This window comes from Kineococcus sp. AC630, from assembly GCF_979255925.1.
The window spans coordinates 270950-292097 of record NZ_CEEDMJ010000002.1; the positions used below are offsets into that span (position 1 = coordinate 270950).

Below are 21148 nucleotides of genomic sequence, written 5' to 3' on the forward strand. Positions count from 1 at the left end.
ACACCAGTGACTATGGTGTCCAGCATGGCTGCCCCCTCGACGTCCCTCGCGGACTCCCTGGCCCGGACGGTCAGCTCGGTCCGCAGCGCCCGCGGGCTCTCGGTCGCGGCGCTCGCGGACGCGTCCGGGGTCTCCCGCGCGATGATCGCGAAGGTGGAACGTGGTGCGGCCCAACCGACCGCGGTCCTGCTGGGGCGACTGGCAGGGGCGCTGGGGCTGACGCTGTCGCAACTGGTCGCCCGCGCGGAGGGGGAGGAGCGCCAGGTCGCGCGCCGTGCGGAGCAACCGGTCTGGACGGACCCGGCCACCGGCTACGTCCGGCGCGCGGTCACCCCCGGCACGGGCGGACCGCTGGAACTCATCGAGGTGGACCTGCCGCCGGGGGCGCGGATCGGGTTCCCGGCCGCCACCTACGCCGGCACCCACCACCAGGTCTGGGTCCTCGCCGGCCGGTTGCGGTTCGAGGAGGGTCCTCAGGTCCACGACCTCGGCCCCGGGGACTGCCTGCGGCTCGGGCCGGCGCAGGACTGCGCCTACGTCAACGACTCCGACGACGCCTGCCGCTACCTGGTCTGCCTGGTCCGCGCGTGACTGGCACGATCGGGGGGTGAGCACTCCCGAGAGCACCACCCCCCCGACCATCGAGCGCCTCCGCGCCCTGCCGAAGGTGTCGCTGCACGACCACCTCGACGGCGGGCTGCGGCCCGCGACCATCGTCGAGATCGCCGCCGCGAACGGGCACCGGCTGCCGACCACCGATCCCGAGGAACTCGGCGCCTGGTTCCGCGACGCCGCGGACTCCGGGACGCTGGTCCGCTACCTCGAGACCTTCGACCACACCGTCGCCGTCATGCAGGACGCCGAGTCGCTGGCCCGGGTCGCGACCGAGGCCGTCCTCGACCTCGCCGCCGACGGCGTCGTCTACGGCGAGCTGCGCTACGCCCCCGAGCAGCACCTGCAGGGCGGCCTGAGCCTCGACGAGGTCGTCGTCGCCGTCGAGGAAGGCATGCGCCGCGGTGAGCAGCTCGCCGCCGAGGCGGGCACGCCGATCCGGGTCGGCACCCTCGTCACCGCCATGCGGCACGCCGACCGCGGCCTCGAGATCGCCGAACTCGCCCTGCGCCACCGCGACGCCGGTGTCGTCGGTTTCGACATCGCCGGGGCGGAGATCGGGTTCCCGCCCTCGAACCACCTCGCGGCCTTCGACCGGCTGCACGCCGAGAACTTCCCCGTCACCATCCACGCCGGTGAGGCGTTCGGCCTGCCGAGCATCGCCGACGCGGTCCACCCCTGCGGCGCCGAACGCATCGGGCACGGGGTCCGGATCATCGAGGACGTCGAACTCGGGGAGGGACGCGACCGGTTCGGCCTGCCCGTGGCGAAGCTCGGCCGCCTCGCGACCTGGGTCCGCGACCGCGGGATCGTCCTGGAACTCTGCCCGTCCTCCAACGTGCAGACGGGGGCCGCGACCAGCGTCGCGGACCACCCCGTCACCGTGCTCAAGGACCTCGGGTTCTCGATCAGCGTGAACACCGACAACCGGCTGATGTCCGGGACGTCGCTGTCGAAGGAGTTCTCCCTGCTCGTCGACGAGGCCGGCTGGGACCTCGCCGACGTGGAACGCGCCACGATCACGGCGCTGTCCGCCTCCTTCCTGCCCTTCCCGGAACGTCTCGCGATCGCGAGCGACGTGATCCGCCCCGCCTACTCGGCCTGACCTCCCGGGTCGCCGTAGCGTTCGAGCACGTCGCGGGCCGTCCGCACGAGGTCCGCGACGAGTTCGGCGGGTTCCAGCACGTGGACCGTCGTCCCGAGTCCCAGCAGGACCGCCCGGGCGGCCTGCGGGGCCCGGAAGGTCGCGGTGATCTCGACCTCCTCGCCGTGGGCGACGACCCGGGGTTCGTCGAGCAGCTGGGCGTCGGCGATGCGCAGCAGCAGGCCGGCGTCCCCGGCGGCGACCCGCATCCGCACGATCGTTCCCGGGGTGTCGTGCCGCTCGACCTCGGCGCGCAGCCGCGCCCAGACCGCCGCGAGTTCCGGGAGGTCGTCGGCGACGGTGTCGTCGAGGAGCTCGACGTCGAGGACCCGGTCCACCCGGAACAACCGTTCCCCGTCCGCCACCTTCCCCACCAGGTACCAGACCCCACCCTTGGCGACCAGGCCGAGGGGATCGAGGGTCCGGGTGCTCGTCCGCGTCGCCCCCGCCGAGCGGTAGCGCATCCGGATCCGGCGCGCCGAGAACACGGCCTCCTGGAGCTCGGCCAGGTGCGGTGGGTTGCGGTCGCGCGAACGCCACCCGCCGGGTTCGACGAGGATCCGTTCGGCGGCGCGCCGGAAGGGTTCCCGACGGCCCTCCGGGGTGGCGGCCAGGAGTTTCCGGACGGCCGACTCCCACGCCCCGCGCTGGGGGTCACCCGTTCCCGAGGCACCGGAGAACAACGCCCGCGCCTCCGCGGTGGTGAAACCCGAGACGTCCGTGCGCCAGTTCGGCATCAACGCGATCCCGCCGCCGCGGCCGCGTTCGGTCCAGACGGGGACGCCCGCGCTCGAGAGGGCCTCGACGTCGCGCAGGATCGTGCGCACCGAGACCTCCAGGCGGGTGGAGAGGTCGGGGGCGGACATCCGCCCGTGCGTCTGCAGCAGGAAGAGCAGCGAGAGCAGTCGGTCGGCGCGCACCCGGTGAGGATGTCACCAGAACACGACAGGAGGTGTCATGTTCAGGGGGGAACCTGGGGCCATGACCACAGACCCCAGAGACGACCTGTTCCGCGCCGCCGACCTCGCCGGCGACCTCCTCGAGACCGTGCGTGCGGAGGACCACGACCTGAGGACGCCCTGCGCCGAGTGGTCGGTGCTCGACCTCGTGGGCCACCTCGTGGCCGTGACCCGCCGGGTCGCCCACATCGGCCGCGGCGGGCTTCCGTACGACCTGCCGACGATGACCTCGGGCGCACCCGGGGAAGGGTGGGGTTCCGCCTACCGGGCGGGGGTCGCGGAGATGCGGGCGGTCTGGGCCGACGACGCGCTCCTGACCAGGACGGTGACCCACCCCGCCGGGCCGATGCCGGGCGCCGCCGCCGCGACGGTGTACGTCCAGGAGTTCGCGACCCACGCCGGCGACCTGGCCGTGGCGATCGGGCGCACCGACCTGCTCGACGAGGAACTGGCGGAGACGGCCCTGGCGGACTCGATGCGCTTCGTGCCCCGCGACCGGACGGGTTTCCCGTTCGGGGACCCCGTCGAGGTTCCCGCCGACGCCCCGGCCCACGTCCGTCTCGCGGCCTGGCTCGGTCGGGGCTGAGGTCAGGAGTGGTGGCGGTCGCGGGTGGCCTTGACGAGCTTCTTCCACTCCTTGCGGCGTTCCGCGGCGAGGCGGTGGTCGGTCCGGGAGGCGAACCACGCCTGTTCCCGTTCCAGCCTGCGGTAGCTGTCGAGCCGCCGCTGCTCGAACACCCCCGCGTCGATCGCCGACAGCACCGCGCAGCCGGGTTCGTTCGTGTGCGAGCAGTCGGAGAACCGGCAGTCGACCGCGACCTCGTCGAGGTCGGCGAACGTCCGTTCCAGCCCGTCGCCGAGTTCCGCGACGCCGAGGGTGCGCAACCCGGGGGTGTCGACGAGGACGAGACCCCCGGGCAGCGGAACGAGTTCCCGGGTCACCGTCGTGTGCCGTCCCTTGCCGTCCACGGACCGGACGGCCCCCACCGCGAAACGTTCCTCACCGAGCAGGGCGTTGGCCAGGGTCGACTTCCCCGCGCCGGAGGACCCGAGGAGGACGACGGTTCCCCGGAGGTGGTCGCGCAGGGCCTCGACGCTGGCCGGGTCGGTGGAACTCACCGCGACGACGTCGGCGCCCACGGCGTCGCCGCGGACGGTGGCGAGGGTCTCCGCGAGCTCGTCCCGGGCCAGGAGGTCGGACTTGGTGAGGGCGACGACGGGGCGTGCCCCGGAGTTCCACGCGAGGGCGAGGAAGCGTTCCACCCGCCCGAGGGAGAGGCGGGAGTCGGCGCCGATGGCGATCACGACGGTGTCGACGTTCGCGGCGAGCTGGTGGTCGACCGACCGTCCGGTGACCGAGGCGCGGGCGAGCACGGTGCGCCGCGGGAGGACGCCCAGCACCCGGGGCCCTTCCGGGGCGTCCAGCACCAACCCCACCCAGTCACCGGTCGTGGGGGCCGGGACCAGGTGCCCCGGGGGAGTTTCCACCCGTTGCGGGCCGAGCGGGGTCTCGACGTCGCAGGCGCCGCGGTGCACGCGGACGACACGGGCGGGCAGCAGGTGCTGCCCGTCGTGGGTGGTCGCCGCGCGGAAGGAGTTCCACCGGTCGTCCCAGTCCTCGTCCCAGCCGAGGCGGGCGAGGGGGTCGCCGGGGTGTTCGTCGGGTTCGGGCACGCGAGCAGGCTAGGTTCCGCGGCCCGGGGGCGGCGACGGGTTTTCGGAGGGGTTCCTCAGAGGGTGACGACGGCGCGTCCGCGCAACCTCCCGGCCTCGCCGTCGGCGTGCACGGCGGCCAGTTCGGCCAGCGGGCGACGGGTGGAGACGTCGACGGAGAGTTCTCCGGCGTCGACGGCTCGCACGAGTTCGGCCAGCTGGGCGGTGTCGTTGCGGACGTAGAGGATCCGCCAGTGGACGTCGCGGGCCTCGTCGTCGGTGAGGGGGAGCGGGGGAGCGCTGACGGCCCGCCCGCCGTCGCGGACGAGGTCGGTCAGCCGGCTGAGTTCCGCGGGGTCGCCGGAGACGTTGTTGAACACCAGGTCGACGGGTCCGGTGAGGCCGTCGGCGAGGGGGGTGGTCGTGTAGTCGATCACCTCGTCCGCACCGGCGGCGAGCACGGCGGCCCGGCTGCGGGGACTCGCGGTGGCGATCACGTGGGCCCCGGCCCGCTTCGCGAGCTGGACCGCGAACCCGCCGACCCCACCGCCGGCCCCGTTGACCAGCACCCGCTGCCCGGCCTGCAGGCCGCCGTGGTCGAACAGGCCCTGGAACGCGGTGAGCCCGGCGACGGGCAGGGCGGCGGCGTCGGTCAGCGGGATCGAGCGTGGCGCCGGGACCAGCAGGTCCTCGGGGACGGCCGCGAACTCCGCCGCGCCGCCGCCGACGGGGACGCCGAGGAAGGCGATGACGTCCTGGCCGGTGTCCTCGACGGTGCCGGCGAGGTCGAGCCCCGGGGTGTACGGCAGGTCCACGGGGATCAGCTCGGTCATGTACCCGGCCCGGATGGCGCCGTCGACGGCGTTGAACGTGGTGGCGGCGACCCGGACGAGGACCTCGCCGTCGGCGGGGACGGGGCGGTCGACCTCCTCGACCCGCAGGGTGTCGGCGGTTCCGTACCGGGTGATGCGAACGGCGCGCATGGGCTCTCCTCCATCAGCAGGTGCTCCGAATTCGAAGCACCTGCTGAGAGTACGACTGCTTCGAATTCGACGCAAGTACCCTGAGGGGGTGGACCGCGGACTGAGTGAGCAGCAACTGGCGACGTACCTCGCCCTGACCGAGGTCGGGAACCTGCTCGAGCAGGCCGTCACGGCCCAGCTGCGCGCCGACGGGGACCTCAGCCCCGTCCAGTTCCAGATCCTCGCGACCCTCGGCACCAGTCCGTCGGTGGATCACCGCATGACCGACCTCGCCGACCGGATCGTCTACAGCCGCAGCGGATTCACCTACCAGGCCGGGCAGCTCGAGAAGCGCGGTCTCATCGAGCGGAAATCCTCGCCCCACGACGAGCGCAGCACCGTCGTCACCCTCACCGCCGCCGGGCGCGACGTGCTCGCGACGGTTATGCCCGGCCACGTCGACGTCGTGCGCGGCCTCCTCTTCGAGGACGTCCCGCAACGCGACCTCGACGCCCTCCAGCGCGTCCTCGGCCCCGTCCGGGACCGGCTGCGGCAGGCTCCGCCGCGCTCGGCGCGGTCCCGTCGCGGACGGGGGTGACCGCTGCCGTCAGCGGGGATCCGGTCCGCCCCCCGGTCCGCCCAGCGTGGCGCCGACCGCGGTGGCGACGGGGTCGAGCACGTGTCGGCCCACCTGTTCGAGCGACTGGCGCAGACCGTCACCGGGCACCAGCGGGAGGAACGGGAGGAGCACGGCGCAGAGCACGACGGCCAGCCCGCCACGCACCACGGCCCCGGCCACCCGGTCCAGGACCCCCAGGTGCACCGCGCCCAGGGCCCGCGCCAGTCCGGCACCGACGGCGGCGCCCAGCGACGCCCCGACGACGGCCAGCACGAGCACCGTGCCGATCGAGAGGATCACGGCGTCCCCGCCGGTCTGCGGCCAGTGCGCCTGGATCCGGGCGGCCACCTCGACGCCGGTGACGGCACCGACCGCCACGCCGAGCAGGGCGAGGACCGGGCGGGAGGCACCCCGGCGCCACCCCGACCGGGCGGCGAGCACGACGAGAACCGCCGCGAGGAGGACGGCGAGGACGACGAGCAGGGGCGCGAGGCGTTCGGGGGTGAGGTCCACGCGCCGACGGTAGGCACGGGAGGTCGCCGTCGTCGCCCTTCCGCCGGGAACTTCAGGGTCCGCTCAGGGTCACACCGGAACGGTGGCCCCCGAGAAGAGGGCCGCGACGAGGTCCAGGTCGGCCAGGTCGGCCAGCGCCGCCGGGGACAGCGGCGGGAGGACCCGGGTCCCGGCCTCGGCGCAGGCCAGGCGCAGGTCCGCGTCGTAGTCGGCCGCCGCCGCCCGGGCGTCCAGCAGCGTCACCGTCGTCGCCAGCCTGCGCACCGTGTCGGGGTCCCGGGCGACGACGGTCACCGCGCTCGCGGGGAACTCCGCCGCGACCACGTCGACCAGCGCCCCGACGGCCGCCGACTCGTGCGCGACGACGCAGCGCGCACCCGCCGCCAGGGCCGAGCAGATCGCGCGGGCGGCGCCGAGGAACTCCTCCGGCGCCAGGATCGCCACCGGAGGTGGCCGGCGGTCGATGGCGACGGGCAGCAGCAGGTCGAGCTTGTCGGCCCACCCCGCCCAGCGCACGATCGTGTCCACGCAGCCGTCGACCTGGGCGACCGCCTCGGAGATCCCGCACCGGTGCGCCCGCCGGACCCGCTCGACGAACGTGGTCCGCCCGGCCTCGACCTCGGCCGCGGCGGCCAGCAGGGCGCGCCCGCGACGAGCGGCGCTGTGGGAGGGGTCAGGGCTGAACGGCGCTTCACCCACGGCAGGCCCGGAGGAGGTCCAGCGCGTCCCGCCGCGGGTCCGGCGGTGCCGGGACGTCGGTGCCCAGGGAGCCGCCCCACACGGTGACGGAGCCGGCCCCTTCGAGGTGGGGCAGCACGTCGGCGGGCGAGCGGATGGTCCGCACCCCCAGGACGGGCCCCGGCGGTGGCCACGCGCTGTGCCGGCCGAGCGTGACGACCCCCGGCGGCGTCCACCAGCCGGCCTCGGGCAGCCCGGACGGTAAGGCGCTGTCCAGGGCCTCGTGACCGGCGCGGGCGAGGTGCGGGCTCGGGACGGGGCCGACCGCCGTCGCCCGGTCCAGCGGGTGCCCGGTGCGCAGTCGCGCGACGACGGGCGCCACCCGGGCCACCAGCGCGTCGGCCACGGTGCGGGCCACGACCACCCGCGACCCGCCGGGCCGTTCGTGGGCGCCACCGACGGCCGCGGCGACGAGTGCGGCCATCACCTCCTCCAGGTCCGCCTCCGGCAGGACCACGTCGACGTGGGGCGCGTCGAGCCGTTGCAGCAGAGGCGTTCCGGCGTGGGCGAGGGCGATGCCCACGCTGCGCAGGTCGTCGAGGGAGCCGTCGGCGCGGACCGCCACGAGGTCCGCGTGCGCCCACAACCGGGCGTCGGTGGCCTGGTCCGCCCCGGGCGCGACCCGGACCAGACCGTGCGGGACACCCGCCTCCTCCACGAGCCGGACGAGCTGCCGGGCGCTCGCCGCCGCGGCCGGCCGTGCCCGCAGGACGACACCGCAGCCGGTCGCCAGCCCCGCCACGATCGCGGTCAGGGCGTCGGCGGTGCTGGTCCGCCAGGTCGTCAGCACCCCGACGACACCCCCGCCGGGACGGTGGGCGGCGCCGACGGCCTCCAGCTTGTCCGCCCAGCCGGCGGCGGAGAAGGCGGCGGCGTGCGCGGCCGGGGCGTCGAGGGTGTACCCGGCCGCGACGGGCCGCCCCGTGGTGAGGGCCGCGGTCACGGCGAGCGCGCGGACGTGGTCGGCGAGGACGTCGGCGATGGCGAAGAGGAAGCGCGCCCGGTCCTCCGCCGACAACCAGGCCCAGTCGCTGCGGCTGGTCGCGGCCGTGTCGGAGACGATGCGCTGCACCAGGTCCGGTGGGGTGTCCTCGACCGAGAGCAGGCGTTCCCCGGTGGTCGGGGCGAGCACCTCGAGCAGGGGACCGGTGCCGGAACCCCCGACGGGGCCGTCGGCGACGACGAGGTCGGGGACGACGTCGGGCAGGTCGGTCGACGGCTCGCCGGACCGCGGGGTGGAGGGTCCGGTGGGGGACCCCGTGGTCATCCGCAGGCCCGTCGGGAACGCCGCTCCGGCGGTGGACACCCGCAACGGGGACTCCCGTGGGGCACCCAGTCCCACGACAGCGTCCGGTAGCGAAGTGCTCACGATCAGTGAGTCTACTGAGGTTCCTGTGCCGGGAGAGGGTCGTTCGAGCACTCCGTCCCCCGACTGGCAGGCTGGGGCCCGTGCTCTCCGACGAACCGCACTCCCACGCGCCGTCCCCGCTGCCGCCCGATCCGGTCAGTTCCGACGGCGACGACCGGGACTTCGCCTGGTACGCCGGGGACCACCACATCCACACCACCTTCTCCCGCGACGCGATGTACTCCGTGGACGACCAGGTCCGCCGGGCGCACGAGTGCGGGCTGGACTGGATGGTCATCACCGACCACGGCGGCCCCGACCACGCCAAGCAGTCCGTCGCGCTGCAGACCCCGCTGATCGCCGAGGCTCGCCGCCGCCACCCCGTCCTGGTCTTCCAGGGCATGGAGTGGAACATCCCGGGCGCCGAGCACGCGACGTTCATCGCCCCCGAGCACGTGGACACCCCCGACCTGCTGCAGCGCTTCGAACGCGCCTTCGACGGCGACGTCCTCGGGGCGCGGCAGAACCCCGGCGGCCCACGGCTGATCGAGGACTCCGTCCACCCCGGCCCGGAGGCGGAACAGGTCGGTCTCGACGCCCTCGCCTGGCTCGTCGAGGAACTGCGGACCGGGACCGTCGGCGAGGCCCTCGTGCTCTCGAACCACCCCATGCGGACCGGTCGGGTCACCCCGTCGAAGGTGCGCGGCTGGCGCGACGCGGCGCCCGGGGTGTTCATCGGCTGGGAGGGGGCACCCGGTCACCAGGCCGCGGCGCTGCCCGCCCCGCTCGGACGCGGGCGGGGACGCGGTCAGTACGACGAACGTCCCGGGAAGTGGTCCTTCCCCGGCTACGACCTCGACCAGTACCGGACGTGGGGCGGGTTCGACGCCGCGACCGCCCGGATGGGCGGGTTGTGGGACTCGCTGCTGGCCGAGGGGCTGCCGTGGTGGATCACCGCGAACTCCGACAACCACTTCGACATCGGCGACACCGTCCGGGTCGGGAACCTCTCGCTGGAGCACTACCGCGAACACGGTTCCCGCGGAGAACCCGTCGAGACCGGGGTCGTGCAGCACGGTTACGTCGACTTCGCGCCGGGTTTCTACTCCCGGACCTGCGTGGGTTCCGCGTCCCGGGACTACCGGTCGGTGATGGGCGCGCTGCGGTCCGGGCGGGTCTTCGTCGTGCACGGCGGGTTGGTGAAGGCCGTCGAGGGACGGGTCCGGACGGGCGCCGGCCCGGGGGTGACGTTCGGGGCGCGGACGACCGTCGACCGCGGTGGCGACGTCGAGGTCGAACTCGTCGTCGACCCTGCGACGCAGGCCAACGGCAGCGGTGCGGTCCCACGCTCGGCCCGCTGGGACGTCATCGTGGGAACGGTCACCGGGCGGGTGGCCGACGTCGACCGGGACCTGTTCGAGGCGCCGGGAACCCGGGTGGTCGAGAGCTTCGAGGTCCCGGCCTCCGCCACCGGCCGTCAGGTGTTCCGCACCGTCCTGCGCGGGGTCGCAGACCCGTTGTACGTCCGCTTCCGCGGCAGCGACGGTCGCCACCAGGCCGCCGACGGGCACCCGCTGGTCGACCGGATCGGGGACTCCGACCCGTGGGACGACCTGTGGTGCTACACGAACCCGGTGTTCGTCGACGTGCGCTGACTCACCAGGGGACCTCGCCCTCGTCGTCGAAGAAACCACCGCTGGGGCCGCCGTCGGGCAGGGTCGCGAGCCGGACCGGGGTCGCGGCCCCCTCGGCCGGGCTCCGGCCGTGGAAACCCGTGAAGTCGGTCGCGACCAGCCCCGGGCAGGCGGCGTTGACCAGGATCCCGGTGCCCTCCAGCTGCCGGGCGTACTGCACGGTGATCGCGTTCAGGAAGCTCTTCGACGGCGCGTAGGCGGCCATCACCGGTCCGGTCCGCCGCGTCAGCGAACCCATGCTGCTGGAGGTGTTCACGATCCGGGGGGACGGGGCCCGGCGCAGCAGGGGCAGCAGGGCGTTCGTCACCCGGACGGTTCCGTAGACGTTCACGTCGACCACGGCCCGGACGGCGTCGAGGTCGAGCGTCGTCGGGTCCTGGGTCCAGTCGGGGGTGTACGGGCCGGAGATCCCGGAGTTGTTCACGAGGACGTCGAGGCGGCCCTCCTGCCGTTGCAGGAGTTCCGCCGCCGCGGCGACGCTCGCGTCGTCGGTGACGTCCAGGGGGACGCCGAACGCGTCCACGCCGTCGGCCCGGAGCTTCGCCACGGCCGTCCCGAGGCGTTCCGGGTCCCGGGCCCCGACGCCCACCCGGAAGCCGAGGGTGCCCAGCCCTGCCGCGATCTCGTAGCCGATGCCCTTGTTCGCGCCGGTGACCAGCGCGGTCTTCTTCTCACTCATGTGCTCGATGGTCGGTCGGGGTTCCCGTGCCGGTCCAACACCGATCGGGTGGTCCGTCATACCTTCCGGGTATCACGATGCGTAGGCTGTCGTGGTGGACACGTTGGAGACCCGGGAGTTGCGGTACTTCGTCGCCGTGGCGGAGGACCTGCACTTCGGCCGGGCGGCGCAACGCCTCGGCATCGCGCAACCGCCGCTCTCACGGGCCATCCAGCAGCTCGAACGCCGCCTCGGGGTCCTCCTGCTGGAACGCGACCGGCAGGGGGTCAGCCTGACCGACGCCGGGTCGGTGCTGCTGGTCGAGGGCCGCGCGACGCTGGAGGCCGCGAGCGCCGCCGCCCGCCGGACGCGGCGGGCGGTCGCGCAGCGGGGGACGCTCGTCCTCACGGTCAAGGCTGCCGGTTCGCACGAACTGCTGCGGAAGGTCCTCGACGCCTACGCGGCCGAACCGGGCGCCGTCGCCGTCGAGGTCCTGCCGAGCGGGTTGTGCGACCAGGCGCAGATGCTGCGCGACGGCCGCGCCGACGTGGCGTTGCTGCACACCCCGTTCAACTCCCTCGCGGGTTTCGACAGCGAGCAGCTCTCGACCGAGGGGCAGGTCGCGATCCTCCCCGCCACGCACCCCCTCGCGTCGCGGAGTTCGGTCACGGTGGCCGAGGTCTCCGACCTCCCCGGCCTGCCGATGGCCCGCTGGCCGCAGCGCGACGGTTCGTTCCTCCCCGGTCCGGGGCCGGCGATCAGCGACGTGTCCCAGCTCGCCCAGCTGATCGCCCTCGGCCGGACCGTCGCGGTGTTCCCGGAGTCGGCGCGGTCGTGGTTGTGGGCCGAGCACCGGGCGGTTCCCGTCGTGGACGCGCCGGTGGTCGGGACCCACATCGCGTGGCCCGCGCACAGTTCCTCCCTCGCGGTGGCCGCTCTGGTGCGGGCGGCCGTGGGGCGCTGACCGGCTCAGCCCGTCGTCTCCCGGGAGCGCTGCGCGGCGAGGATCCCCAGCAGGGCCAGCCCGTCGGCGCTGGGAGTTCCCGGATCGGCGTGGTAGACGGCGAGTTGTTGGCCCGCGGCGTCGCGGACGTCGAAGGTCTGGACGTGCAGGGTCATCTCGCCTGCCCGCGGGTGGTCGAACGTCTTGAGCTCCGCGGTCTTGCCCCGGGCGTCGTGCCGGGCCCACGTCCGCAGGAACTCCGCGCTGGTTCCCAACCGGTCCCGTACCCGGGCGATCCGCGGGTCGCCCGGGTGGGCCCCGTCGGCGAGGCGCAGGGCGGCCAGGGTGTTGCGGGCGACGACGTCCCAGTCCGGGTAGAGGTCCCGCGCGCCGGGGTCCAGGAACACGAACTCGACCAGGTTGCGGGTCGTGGGGAAACCGCTGAACAGTTCGGTGCCCACCGGGTTCGCGGCCAGCACGTCCAGGGCCCGGCCGAGGACCAGGGCCGGGGTCGCCGTCCAGGTCTGCAGCAGGCCGGTCAGGCGCGGATCGACCCGTTCGGGACCGGTGGCCTCGGGTACCGGGGCGAGACCGGCCAGGCGGTAGAGGTGCTCGTGCCCGTCGCGGGGCAACCGCAACGCGGCGGCGAGGGCGTCCAGGACGGCGGGGGAGGGACCACGTTCGCGGCCCTGCTCGAGGCGGACGTAGTACTCGACGCTGATGTCGGCGAGGACGGCGACCTCGCTGCGGCGCAGTCCCGGGACCCGTCGCCGAGGACCCGCGGGGAGGCCGGCCTCGGTGGGGGAGACATCGGCCCGCCGGGCGCGCAGGTAGTCCCCGAGTGCGGTGCTCACGTCTGAACGGTAGGTCGTCGGCGGCGGCCGAGGGTAGGTGTGGCGCGGCCACCCTGAGCGCGGTCTCCCTCGCGCTCCTCGCGGCCGCGAACCTCGAAGCATGACCGAACAGCAGAAGATCGTCCTCGTCACCGGTGCTTCCAGCGGCATCGGTGAGGGGGTCGCCCGCGAACTCGCCGCAGCCGGACACCACGTCGTCCTCGCGGCGCGCCGTGCCGAACGACTCGGCCGGATCGCGGCCGACCTCACCGCCCAGGGGTTCTCCGCCTCGACCGCCGTGCTCGACGTCACCGACGCGGTGGCCCACCGCAGCGTCGTGGACGCCGTCGTGGCCGATCACGGCCGGATCGACGTCCTCGTCGGGAACTCCGGCGTGATGCTGCTCTCGCCCGTGGGTTCGCTGCTCGTGGACGAGTGGGAACGGATGGTCGACGTCAACGTCAAGGGTGTCCTGAACGGCATCGCCGCGGCCCTCCCGCACTTCCAGCGCCAGGGTCGCGGACACTTCGTGACGACCGCCTCGGTGGGCGCGCACAGCGTCTCCCCGACCGCGGCGGTCTACTGCGCCACGAAGTACGCCGTGCGGGCGCTGATGGAGGGGGTGCGGATGGACCTGCCGCCGCAGATCCGGGTGACCACCGTCAGCCCGGGGGTCGTCGAGAGCGAGCTCGCGACGCACATCACCGACGCGGCCGCCGCCGACGGGATGGTCGCCTACCGCCGCAACGCCATCGGACCCGACGCCATCGGTCGCGCCGTCCGCTACGCCGTCGAGGAACCCGCCGGCGTGGACGTCAGCGAGATCGTGGTGCAGCCCGCCGCTCAGCGACCCTGAGCGACGCTGAAAACGTCACCGGGCTGGCACCCCAGCACGTCGCAGATCGAGGTCAGGGTGGAGAACCGGACCGCGCGGGCCCGGTCGTTCTTGAGGACCGAGAGGTTCACCACGGTCACCCCGACCCGCGCGGCGAGTTCGGCGAGCGTCATCCCGCGCTCGGCGAGGAGGCGGTCGAGGTGGCAGACGACGCGGTGGTGCTGGTCTTCGTCCGTCACACCAGGCCGACCAGGTCGTCCTGCAGGGAACGACCCTGGCGCAGGGCGCCGGCGAGGAGGAGCAGGAGAACGACGAAGAGGATCGGGATGTGCACGGGAAATCCCCACCGCGGGGAGAACCCGTCCACCCCCAGGCGGTTCAGGGCCAGGTGCGCCGCCAGCGGGGGCAGCAGCGGGGCGACATGGGTCGCAACCAGGACGGCCAGGGCGGTGAGGCGCAACCGCCGCGGGTTGCCGCGCTCGAACGGGTCACCGGAGGCGAAAGTGCGCAGCAGCGGACCCAGCCACCAGGCGGCGGCACCCACGCTCAGCCAGGTCAGCGCGGTCCGTCCGTTGGCGAGCCTGTTCTCGCCCGGCGGGGGCGAATTGAGCGTGAGCACGGGTTCGGAGTCGCCGACCGGCACCAGCACCTGGACCCCTCGGGGGACCGCTGGGGCGGTCACCGTCCCGTTGATCACGGTGTACCCGCCGGAAGCTTGGACCGGCAGGTAGCTGCCGTCCCCTCCCGGGCTGATGAGGATCAGGGCTCCCACGACGAGGCAGAGCCAGGCGAGACGTCGCGCCACGAACGCGGTGAGCGCGATCACGTGCGGGCGCAGGTGCACGCCGAAACGCTGCGCCACCCGCGGGGCCATCGACAGTCGATACGTCACACCGTGAGCGTGGCACATCGACGATCGATGTGTCAGTCGATCGCGACGACCGCCCGCACGTCCGCCGTCACCGCGGACAGACGCTCGCGGGCGGCGGCACGCACCACGGTGAGTTCCCCGTCGTCCCCGTCCGTCACGGCGGCCACGACCTCGCAGTAGCCCTTGAGCTTCGGCTCGGTCCCGCTCGGGCGCACCACGACCCGGGTGCCGTCGCTGGTGCGGAAACGCAGCCCGTCCGTGGGTGGGAGTCCGTCGAGACCGTCCGCGAGGTCCTCGACGCTGGTCACCGGCGAACCGCCGAGGCTCGTGGGCGGTTGCGCGCGCAGCCTCGCCATGGTGGCCGGGATGAGGGAGAGGTCCTCCACGCGGATCGTCACCGGAGCGGTCAGGTGGACGCCGTCGGCGCGGTCGAGGTCGGCCAGGACGTCGTGCAGGGTGCGCGCCGCCGCGAGTTCCCGGCGGACGATCCCGGCGACGAGCAGCGAGGCGGAGATCCCGTCCTTGTCCCGGACGACCTCCGGGGCGACGCAGTAGCCGATCGCCTCCTCGTAGCCGAAGGTGAGTTCCGGGACGCGGGCGATCCACTTGAACCCCGTGAGGGCGGACGCGAAGCGCGCGCCGTGGCGTTCGGCGACGGCGGCCAGGGCCTGGGAACTCACCACCGAGCAGGCCAGGACCGCGCCGGGCGCGGCGAGTTCGTCCCCCAGCACCCGGCCGAGGTCGTCGCCGCTCAGCGTCGTGAACCCCTCGGGTCCGGGAACGGCCACGCAGCAGCGGTCGGCGTCGGGGTCCACGGCCAGCACGACGTCCGCGCCCAGCCGCTGCGCCAGGGCGACCGCGCGGTCGAGCGCGCCGGCCTCCTCGGGGTTGGGGAAGGGCACGGTCGGGAACTCCGGATCGGGGTCGGCCTGCTCCGGGACCATGTGGACGTCGTGGAAGCCGTTGCGCCGCAGCGCCTCCAGCAGCACCGGTCCGCCGACGCCGTGCATCGGGGTGACGACGACCCTCGGGTCGCGCCCCGGCGCCGGCCGCACCGCGTCGGTGATCGCGGCGAGGTAGTCCTCCACGACCTCCTCACCGAGCACCGTCCACCCCTGCGTGGCCAGGGGGAGGTCGCGCAGCGGTCCGACGGCGGCGATGCAGGCGGCGATCTCGGCGTCGGCCGGTGGCACGATCTGCACCCCCCGGCCGTCCTCGGGGGCGACCCGGCCGCCGAGGTAGACCTTGTAGCCGTTGTCCCGGGCGGGGTTGTGGCTCGCCGTGACCATGACGCCGGCGTCGGCGGCGTAGCGGCGCACGGCGAAGGCCAGCAGCGGCGTCGGCAGCGGCCGGGGCAGCAGCAGGACCTCGCAGCCGGCCGCGGTGAGGACGGCGGCGGAGTCGTCGGCGAACTCGCGCGAGCCGTGGCGGGCGTCGAGCCCGATCACGACGCGGGGGCGCTCGAAGCGCTGGGTCAACCAGGCCCCGAGACCCGCGGCTGCCCGCTGCACCACGGCCCGGTTCATCCGGTGCTCCCCGGCGGCGACGACCCCGCGCAGTCCGGCGGTCCCGAACTCCAGGGGCCCGCTGAACCGGTCCGCGAGTTCCTGCCCGGCCTCGGCGTCCCCGGCCGTCGCCGCGCTCAGCAACGCCTCCAGGGCGGCGCGGTCGCGGGGTTCGGGATCGTCCTCGATCCAGGTCCGGACGCGGTCGTGCAGGGTCTGCGACGGGTCGGCGTTCACCCCCTCACCCTACGAGGACCCCGTGCGACGATGGCCGGGTGAGCACTCCCGTGGTCGTCCTCGCCGGGTTCCTCGGAGCGGGCAAGACCACGGTCCTCAACCAGTTGCTGCGCTCGGCCACCGACGTACGGCTCGGGGTCGTCGTCAACGACTTCGGCGCCGTCGGCATCGACGCCCTCCTCGTGGCCGGCTGGGCCGACAGCACGGTGTCGCTGGAGAACGGCTGTCTGTGCTGCTCCACCGACGAGGGGACCATCGACGAGTTGCTGACCCGGCTGACGGCCGCGCGTCGGGGGGCGGAGTTGGACGCCGTCGTCATCGAGGCGAGCGGGGTCGCGGAACCCGGGGCGATGGTCCGCCAGGTGCTGAGCAGTTCCGTGCCCGGGGTGAGCTACGGCGGGCTCGTCGTCGTGGTCGACGCCGTGGAGTTCGAGGCCACCCGGCTGCGGCACGCCGAACTCGACGACCACGTCGCGATGGCGGACGTCGTGCTGCTCACCAAGACCGACCTGGTGTCCCCGGAGGCGGCGGCGCGGGTCGCCGAGGTGTGCCGGGGGCTCAACGCGTGGGCCCCCGTCGTCCCCGCCGCGCGCGGCCGGATGGACGCGCGGTTGCTCTTCGAGCAGCGCCCCCGGGAACAGCGGCAGCTGACCCTCGGGGAACTCGTCGGGGAGCACGAGCACACCGACCACCTGCACACGATGTACGACGCCCTGGAGTTCCGCAGCGCCGCCCCGCTGGACCCGCGCCGGTTCGTGGAGTTCCTCGCCGCTCGCCCGTCCGGGGTCTTCCGGATGAAGGGCTTCCTGCGGTTCGCCGTCGAGGGTTTCCCGCAGCGCTACCTGCTGCACACCGTCGGGGCGGCGGTGCGGTTCGAACGGGGCGACTGGCCACGGGGCTCGGACCGGGCGAGCGAACTCGTGCTCATCGGTGCGGGGTTGGACGCCGAGGCCCTGCTGGCCGATCTGCAGGCGTGCGTGCACGACGGGCCGCCGCTCGACGATGAGATGGCGATGATGGGAGTCCTGCGGGACACCGAGGGGGTGTAGCGGGTGACGCTGGGGCTGCGCGACGGAGAGGTCGAGCTGGTTCCCCACGCTGCGGCGTGGATCACGGCGGGCCGGGTCGAGGGCGACCGGCTGCGGGTGGCGCTGCGACGCTGGACCCGGCGGGTCGAGCACGTGGGCAGCACGTCCGTCCCCGGTCTTCCCGCGAAACCCGTCATCGACCTCTGCGTCGGTGTCGCGGAACTCCGGGCCGCGGACGAGATGGTGGAGGTCATGGCCTCGCTCGGCTACGACTACGCCGGTGACGTGGGGATCCCGGACGACCGCGTCTTCGGGCGGGAGCCCGGGTGGCGGACCCACCTCGTCCACGTCGTCGTGGAGGGGGGCCCCGCCTGGCGGGCCTACCTCGGGTTCCGGGACGCCCTGCGGTCCGATGCCGTCCTCCGGGACGAGTACGCGGCGCTCAAACGCCGCCTCGCCCTCGACCACGTCGGCGACAGGTTCGCGTACACGCAGCGGAAGTCGGAGTTCGTGGCGCGCGTGCTCGCGGGCGACGCGTCGCCGGACTCCGCACCCTGACCGGTGATCATCGCGTCGGAGGTCGGTGAGAGGGTCGCCGCTGTGGTCGACGATCCCCGTGGCAGGTTCAGCGTGCCGCTCGCGGTGCAGGCCCTGGTGCTCCACGGGTCCCGGGTGCTGCTCGCGCGGCGGCGCGGTTCGGGGTACCACGACGGCGAGCTCGGGCTGCCCGCCGGCCACGTCGACGGCGGTGAACCGCTGCGGGCCGCGCTGGTCCGCGAGGTGGCCGAGGAGGTCTGCCTGCGGGTCGACCCCGCGGACGCCCGGCTGGTCCTCACCGCGCACCTGGCCCCGGAACGCCCGGGGGACCGGGAGTACCTGCACACGTTCTTTGCGGTCCACCGCTGGTCGGGGGAGCCGAGGATCGGCGAACCGGACAAGTGCGACGAGCTGCGCTGGGCCGACGTCGACGACCTGCCCGACGACACCGTGGACCACGTCGCGGCGGCGATCGCGGCCTGGCGGGCCGGGGAGACGCTGCTGGAACGGGGGTGGTCGGACGATGAGTTCTTACCGCGGCCCGGGTCGGGACGTCGAACGGATCGAAATGGCGAGGCGAAGGACGGGCGTGGTGTCGGTGGTCTCTCCTAGGGTCGAGGACATGTCGGTGAGCGGTCCAGCAGCAGTCACGGGGTCAGCGGTCAGCGCCCGCGGTCTGGTCAAGCGGTACGGGGACGTCACGGCACTGGCGGGGGTGGACCTCGACGTGCCCGAGGGCACGGTCCTCGCGCTGCTGGGGCCGAACGGCGCCGGCAAGACGACGACGGTGCGCGTCCTCACGACGCTGCTCGTCCCCGACGAGGGGAGCGCCACCGTGGCCGGGGTGGACGTCCTGCGCGACCCGCGCGAGGTCCGCCGCCGCATCGGCCTGTCCGGGCAGTACGCGGCGGTCGACGAGAACCTGACCGGGTTCGAGAACCTGGACATGGTGGGCCGGCTCTACCACCTGGGCCGCAAGCGGTCCCGCGAACGGGCGCACGAACTCCTCGAGCAGTTCCGGCTGAGCGACGCGGCGAACCGGGTGGCCAAGACCTACTCCGGTGGGATGCGTCGTCGCCTCGACCTGGCCGGGGCGCTCGTCGCCCAGCCCCCGGTGCTGTTCCTCGACGAGCCGACGACGGGTCTGGACCCGCGCTCGCGCAACGACATGTGGGAACTGCTGACCCAGATGGTCCAGGGCGGGACGACCCTGCTGCTGACCACGCAGTACCTGGAGGAGGCCGAACGCCTCGCCGACGACATCGTGGTCATCGACCACGGCCGCGTCATCGCCCGCGGCACGGCGGACGAGCTCAAGACGCAGGTCGGCGGTCAGCGGGTCGAGGTCGTCGTCGCGGTCGACGCCGAGGTCGAGACCGCGGTGGAGATCCTGCGGCCGGTCGCGGTGGGGGAGATCCAGGTCGAACGCCGCGCCCGCCGGGTGACCGTCCCGGTCAGCGGGGGCACCCCCGCCCTCGTGGACGCACTGCGCCGGCTCGAGGCGGTGGGGGTCGTCCCGCTCGACGCCGGGCTGCGCCGGCCGACCCTGGACGACGTCTTCCTCACCCTCACCGGCAAACCCGCCGAGGAACTCGCCGACGAGCACGAGGAGCAGAACGCATGAGCTCGCTGGGCATGGCGCTCGCCGACGGGTCCGTCGTCGCCAAGCGCAACCTCATCAAGATCAAGCGGATCCCCGACCTGCTGGTCGGGACCCTCATCTCCCCGATCATGTTCATCCTGCTGTTCGGGTACGTCTTCGGCGGGGCGATCGAGGTCCCGGGCATCAACTACCGGGAGTTCCTCGTCCCCGGGATCTTCGCCCAGACGGTCATCTTCGGGGCCACCATCACGGGCGCCGGGTTGGCCGACGACATGCAGAAGGGGATCATCGAACGGTTCCGCTCGCTGCCCATGGCCCAGTCGGCCGTGCTGGTGGGGCGGACGTCCTCCGACGTGGTGACCAACGTGATCGTCACCGTCATCATGTCCCTGACGGGATTGATCATCGGCTGGCGGATCCGGACGTCGTTCCTGGACGCCGTGGTCGGGTACGCGCTGCTCCTGCTGTTCGCCTACGCGATCTCGTGGTGCATGGCGATGCTCGGGTTGCTGATCCGCACCCCCGAAGCGTTCAACAACCTGACGTTCATCACGATCTTCCCGGTCACCTTCCTCACCAACGGCTTCGTGCCCATCGAGAGCTACCCCCCGGTCCTGCGGCACATCGCCGAGTGGAACCCGGTGTCGACGTTGGTGCAGTCGGCGCGTGAGCGGTTCGGCAACGTGGGGCCCGGCGCGGAACCCTCGTCGTGGGCGCTGCAGCACGCGGAGCTCTACACCCTGGCCTGGATCGTCGTCATCCTCGTCGTGTTCGTCCCGCTGGCGACGCGCCAGTACAAGCGGGCCGCCGCGCGCTGACGCTCAGGACGGCGTGGGTCCGCTCAGGTGCCGGCTGAAGAACGCGAAGACCTGGGGCATCACGGCCTTGAACGACGTGGTCAGGTGCTGCCCGCCCTGCTGCAGGGAGATCTCGGCGGTGGCGGGCGGGCGGAGGAGCTGCGCGAAGCGCTGGGCCCGGGTGACGTCGTCCGGGCTGGCGGTCCCGGCCAGCAGCAGCACCGGGAAACCCGCTCTGCCCTGCGCGGCGAGGGCGGTGGGGTAGAGCGCCCGGACGGCGGGGTCCTTGCGCTGGGGCAGGTTCGTCTCCATGTCGAAGTACCCGGCGATGCTGACGACGGCCCCGAAGTCCTCCGGGTGGCGCAACGCGACGGCCGCGGCGCAGTAGGCCCCCGACGACGCACCCGCCGTACCCCACCCGCGACCCGGGGCCGTGACGCGGAAGTCGTCGCGCACCATGGTCGGGACGTCGGTGTCGAGGAACGTCCCGACGGCGGGCTCACCCGGCAGGTCGGTGCACTCGGTGTCGAGGTCCTTCGAGACCTGCATCTCCGGCATGACGAGGACGAAGGGCAGGACGGAACCGTTCGCCGACCCCGTCCGGACGACGTCCAGCGCCGAGTACGAGCGGTCGGTCCAGTTGTTGTAGGAGGCGCCGTCGCCCCCCGGGTAGAGGAACAGCACCGGGAAGTCGGAGTGGGCGTAGCGGGGGTCGTCGTACTGCGGTGGGGTCCACACCCACACCGTCATCGTCACCCCGGACCTCGCGCCCTCCAGGACGGTCTGGCGGACCTGGCCGTCGCCGAAGTCCTTGCCGGTGAACTGCTGCGCGTCGGCCACGTGGGGGTTCGCCGGGGCACTCGCCGCAGGAGCGGTGGGGGAGGACGACGGCGAGCCCGCCGGGTCCGGACGACCGGTCCCACCGCCGCCGCTGCACCCCGTCACCAGCAGGAGGGCCGCCAGCGCGGAGGCCGAACCGAGGCGGCGGGCGCGGGCGAGGACGGGGGAGGACGGGAGCACCCCCTGATCCTCCCGACTCCCGCCGGCGCGAGGGGTGCC

At 73.7% G+C, this 21148-nt stretch carries 24 protein-coding genes; 12 read left to right on the top strand and 12 right to left on the bottom strand.

Annotation, left to right across the window (positions count from 1 at the left end):
- The first annotated feature begins 24 nt into the window (after nt 1-24).
- Both AC0I8G_RS03255 and AC0I8G_RS03260 read left to right on the top strand, forming a co-directional pair.
- Entirely contained in the window at nt 25-591 is a 567-nt protein-coding gene (locus AC0I8G_RS03255; RefSeq protein WP_471728637.1) for a helix-turn-helix domain-containing protein, read from the top strand.
- A 16-nt stretch (nt 592-607) separates the two neighbouring features.
- Nucleotides 608-1717, top strand: coding sequence for an adenosine deaminase (locus AC0I8G_RS03260; RefSeq protein WP_328294837.1), 1110 nt, complete (start codon nt 608-610; stop codon nt 1715-1717).
- On the opposite strand, the gene AC0I8G_RS03265 is transcribed toward AC0I8G_RS03260, so the two are convergent.
- Nucleotides 1705-2676 (bottom strand): helix-turn-helix transcriptional regulator, encoded by a 972-nt coding sequence (locus tag AC0I8G_RS03265; RefSeq protein ID WP_471728638.1) that lies wholly within the window; start codon nt 2674-2676, stop codon nt 1705-1707. The genes AC0I8G_RS03260 and AC0I8G_RS03265 overlap by 13 nt on opposite strands.
- A 61-nt stretch (nt 2677-2737) precedes the next feature.
- Between AC0I8G_RS03265 and AC0I8G_RS03270 the strand changes: the two genes are divergently transcribed.
- Nucleotides 2738-3301, top strand: a complete 564-nt coding sequence (locus AC0I8G_RS03270; protein WP_471728639.1) for a TIGR03086 family metal-binding protein — start codon at nt 2738-2740, stop codon at nt 3299-3301.
- 2 nt (nt 3302-3303) lie between these two features.
- Here the strand turns inward: AC0I8G_RS03270 and rsgA are convergent, their stop codons facing one another.
- Complete coding sequence (gene rsgA, locus AC0I8G_RS03275; RefSeq protein WP_471728640.1) at nt 3304-4389, bottom strand: ribosome small subunit-dependent GTPase A; 1086 nt, start codon at nt 4387-4389, stop codon at nt 3304-3306.
- A gap of 56 nt (nt 4390-4445) precedes the next feature.
- Nucleotides 4446-5351, bottom strand: a complete 906-nt coding sequence (locus tag AC0I8G_RS03280) for an NADP-dependent oxidoreductase (RefSeq protein ID WP_471728641.1) — start codon at nt 5349-5351, stop codon at nt 4446-4448.
- Nucleotides 5352-5439: 88 nt separating this feature from the next.
- On the opposite strand from AC0I8G_RS03280, the gene AC0I8G_RS03285 reads away from it, so the two are divergent.
- Nucleotides 5440-5928: a MarR family winged helix-turn-helix transcriptional regulator gene (locus AC0I8G_RS03285; RefSeq protein ID WP_471728642.1), complete on the top strand. Its 489-nt coding sequence runs from the start codon at nt 5440-5442 to the stop codon at nt 5926-5928.
- 9 nt (nt 5929-5937) lie between these two features.
- On the opposite strand, the gene AC0I8G_RS03290 is transcribed toward AC0I8G_RS03285, so the two are convergent.
- The 3 genes from AC0I8G_RS03290 to AC0I8G_RS03300 all read right to left on the bottom strand — a co-directional run bounded on the left by AC0I8G_RS03290 (nt 5938) and on the right by AC0I8G_RS03300 (nt 8569).
- The gene (locus AC0I8G_RS03290; protein ID WP_471728643.1) at nt 5938-6462 is read right to left on the bottom strand and encodes a CvpA family protein; all 525 of its coding nucleotides are present in this window, start codon (nt 6460-6462) and stop codon (nt 5938-5940) included.
- Between the two features lie 69 nt (nt 6463-6531).
- Nucleotides 6532-7161, bottom strand: coding sequence for a hypothetical protein (locus AC0I8G_RS03295; protein ID WP_471728644.1), 630 nt, complete (start codon nt 7159-7161; stop codon nt 6532-6534).
- Nucleotides 7154-8569 carry an aldehyde dehydrogenase family protein gene (locus AC0I8G_RS03300; RefSeq protein ID WP_471728645.1) on the bottom strand — a complete coding sequence of 472 codons (1416 nt, stop codon included), beginning with the start codon at nt 8567-8569 and terminating at the stop codon, nt 7154-7156. The genes AC0I8G_RS03295 and AC0I8G_RS03300 overlap by 8 nt, the downstream gene beginning before the upstream one ends.
- An 80-nt stretch (nt 8570-8649) precedes the next feature.
- Between AC0I8G_RS03300 and AC0I8G_RS03305 the strand changes: the two genes are divergently transcribed.
- Nucleotides 8650-10203 carry a PHP domain-containing protein gene (locus AC0I8G_RS03305; protein ID WP_471728646.1) on the top strand — a complete coding sequence of 518 codons (1554 nt, stop codon included), beginning with the start codon at nt 8650-8652 and terminating at the stop codon, nt 10201-10203.
- 1 nt (nt 10204) lies between these two features.
- Here AC0I8G_RS03305 and AC0I8G_RS03310 read toward each other — a convergent pair whose 3' ends face one another.
- The gene (locus AC0I8G_RS03310; protein WP_471728647.1) at nt 10205-10921 is read right to left on the bottom strand and encodes an SDR family oxidoreductase; all 717 of its coding nucleotides are present in this window, start codon (nt 10919-10921) and stop codon (nt 10205-10207) included.
- A gap of 94 nt (nt 10922-11015) precedes the next feature.
- On the opposite strand from AC0I8G_RS03310, the gene AC0I8G_RS03315 reads away from it, so the two are divergent.
- A complete protein-coding gene (locus tag AC0I8G_RS03315; protein WP_471728648.1) occupies nt 11016-11864 on the top strand; it encodes a LysR family transcriptional regulator in 849 nt (282 codons plus the stop codon).
- A 5-nt stretch (nt 11865-11869) separates the two neighbouring features.
- Here the strand turns inward: AC0I8G_RS03315 and AC0I8G_RS03320 are convergent, their stop codons facing one another.
- Nucleotides 11870-12697 carry an MmyB family transcriptional regulator gene (locus tag AC0I8G_RS03320; protein ID WP_471728649.1) on the bottom strand — a complete coding sequence of 276 codons (828 nt, stop codon included), beginning with the start codon at nt 12695-12697 and terminating at the stop codon, nt 11870-11872.
- 100 nt (nt 12698-12797) lie between these two features.
- On the opposite strand from AC0I8G_RS03320, the gene AC0I8G_RS03325 reads away from it, so the two are divergent.
- Nucleotides 12798-13532 carry an SDR family oxidoreductase gene (locus AC0I8G_RS03325; protein ID WP_471728650.1) on the top strand — a complete coding sequence of 245 codons (735 nt, stop codon included), beginning with the start codon at nt 12798-12800 and terminating at the stop codon, nt 13530-13532.
- On the opposite strand, the gene AC0I8G_RS03330 is transcribed toward AC0I8G_RS03325, so the two are convergent.
- From AC0I8G_RS03330 to AC0I8G_RS03340, 3 genes are read right to left on the bottom strand one after another with little or no spacing between them, the layout of a single operon-like run.
- Nucleotides 13520-13750 (bottom strand): helix-turn-helix domain-containing protein, encoded by a 231-nt coding sequence (locus tag AC0I8G_RS03330; RefSeq protein WP_471728651.1) that lies wholly within the window; start codon nt 13748-13750, stop codon nt 13520-13522. The genes AC0I8G_RS03325 and AC0I8G_RS03330 overlap by 13 nt on opposite strands.
- Nucleotides 13747-14403: a hypothetical protein gene (locus tag AC0I8G_RS03335; protein WP_471728652.1), complete on the bottom strand. Its 657-nt coding sequence runs from the start codon at nt 14401-14403 to the stop codon at nt 13747-13749. Before AC0I8G_RS03335 ends, AC0I8G_RS03330 begins: the two co-directional genes overlap by 4 nt.
- A 32-nt stretch (nt 14404-14435) precedes the next feature.
- Nucleotides 14436-16124: a phospho-sugar mutase gene (locus tag AC0I8G_RS03340; RefSeq protein WP_471728653.1), complete on the bottom strand. Its 1689-nt coding sequence runs from the start codon at nt 16122-16124 to the stop codon at nt 14436-14438.
- A gap of 38 nt (nt 16125-16162) precedes the next feature.
- On the opposite strand from AC0I8G_RS03340, the gene AC0I8G_RS03345 reads away from it, so the two are divergent.
- From AC0I8G_RS03345 to AC0I8G_RS03365, 5 genes are read left to right on the top strand one after another with little or no spacing between them, the layout of a single operon-like run.
- Nucleotides 16163-17173, top strand: a complete 1011-nt coding sequence (locus AC0I8G_RS03345) for a CobW family GTP-binding protein (protein ID WP_471728654.1) — start codon at nt 16163-16165, stop codon at nt 17171-17173.
- A gap of 3 nt (nt 17174-17176) precedes the next feature.
- The gene (locus AC0I8G_RS03350; protein WP_471728655.1) at nt 17177-17710 is read left to right on the top strand and encodes a GrpB family protein; all 534 of its coding nucleotides are present in this window, start codon (nt 17177-17179) and stop codon (nt 17708-17710) included.
- A gap of 42 nt (nt 17711-17752) precedes the next feature.
- A complete protein-coding gene (locus tag AC0I8G_RS03355; protein WP_471728656.1) occupies nt 17753-18301 on the top strand; it encodes an NUDIX domain-containing protein in 549 nt (182 codons plus the stop codon).
- A 10-nt stretch (nt 18302-18311) separates the two neighbouring features.
- Nucleotides 18312-19313, top strand: a complete 1002-nt coding sequence (locus AC0I8G_RS03360; RefSeq protein WP_471728657.1) for an ATP-binding cassette domain-containing protein — start codon at nt 18312-18314, stop codon at nt 19311-19313.
- Entirely contained in the window at nt 19310-20110 is an 801-nt protein-coding gene (locus tag AC0I8G_RS03365; protein WP_380158144.1) for an ABC transporter permease, read from the top strand. Before AC0I8G_RS03360 ends, AC0I8G_RS03365 begins: the two co-directional genes overlap by 4 nt.
- Before the next feature lie 3 nt (nt 20111-20113).
- On the opposite strand, the gene AC0I8G_RS03370 is transcribed toward AC0I8G_RS03365, so the two are convergent.
- A complete protein-coding gene (locus AC0I8G_RS03370; protein WP_471728658.1) occupies nt 20114-21109 on the bottom strand; it encodes an alpha/beta hydrolase in 996 nt (331 codons plus the stop codon).
- Between the last annotated feature and the right edge of the window lie 39 nt (nt 21110-21148).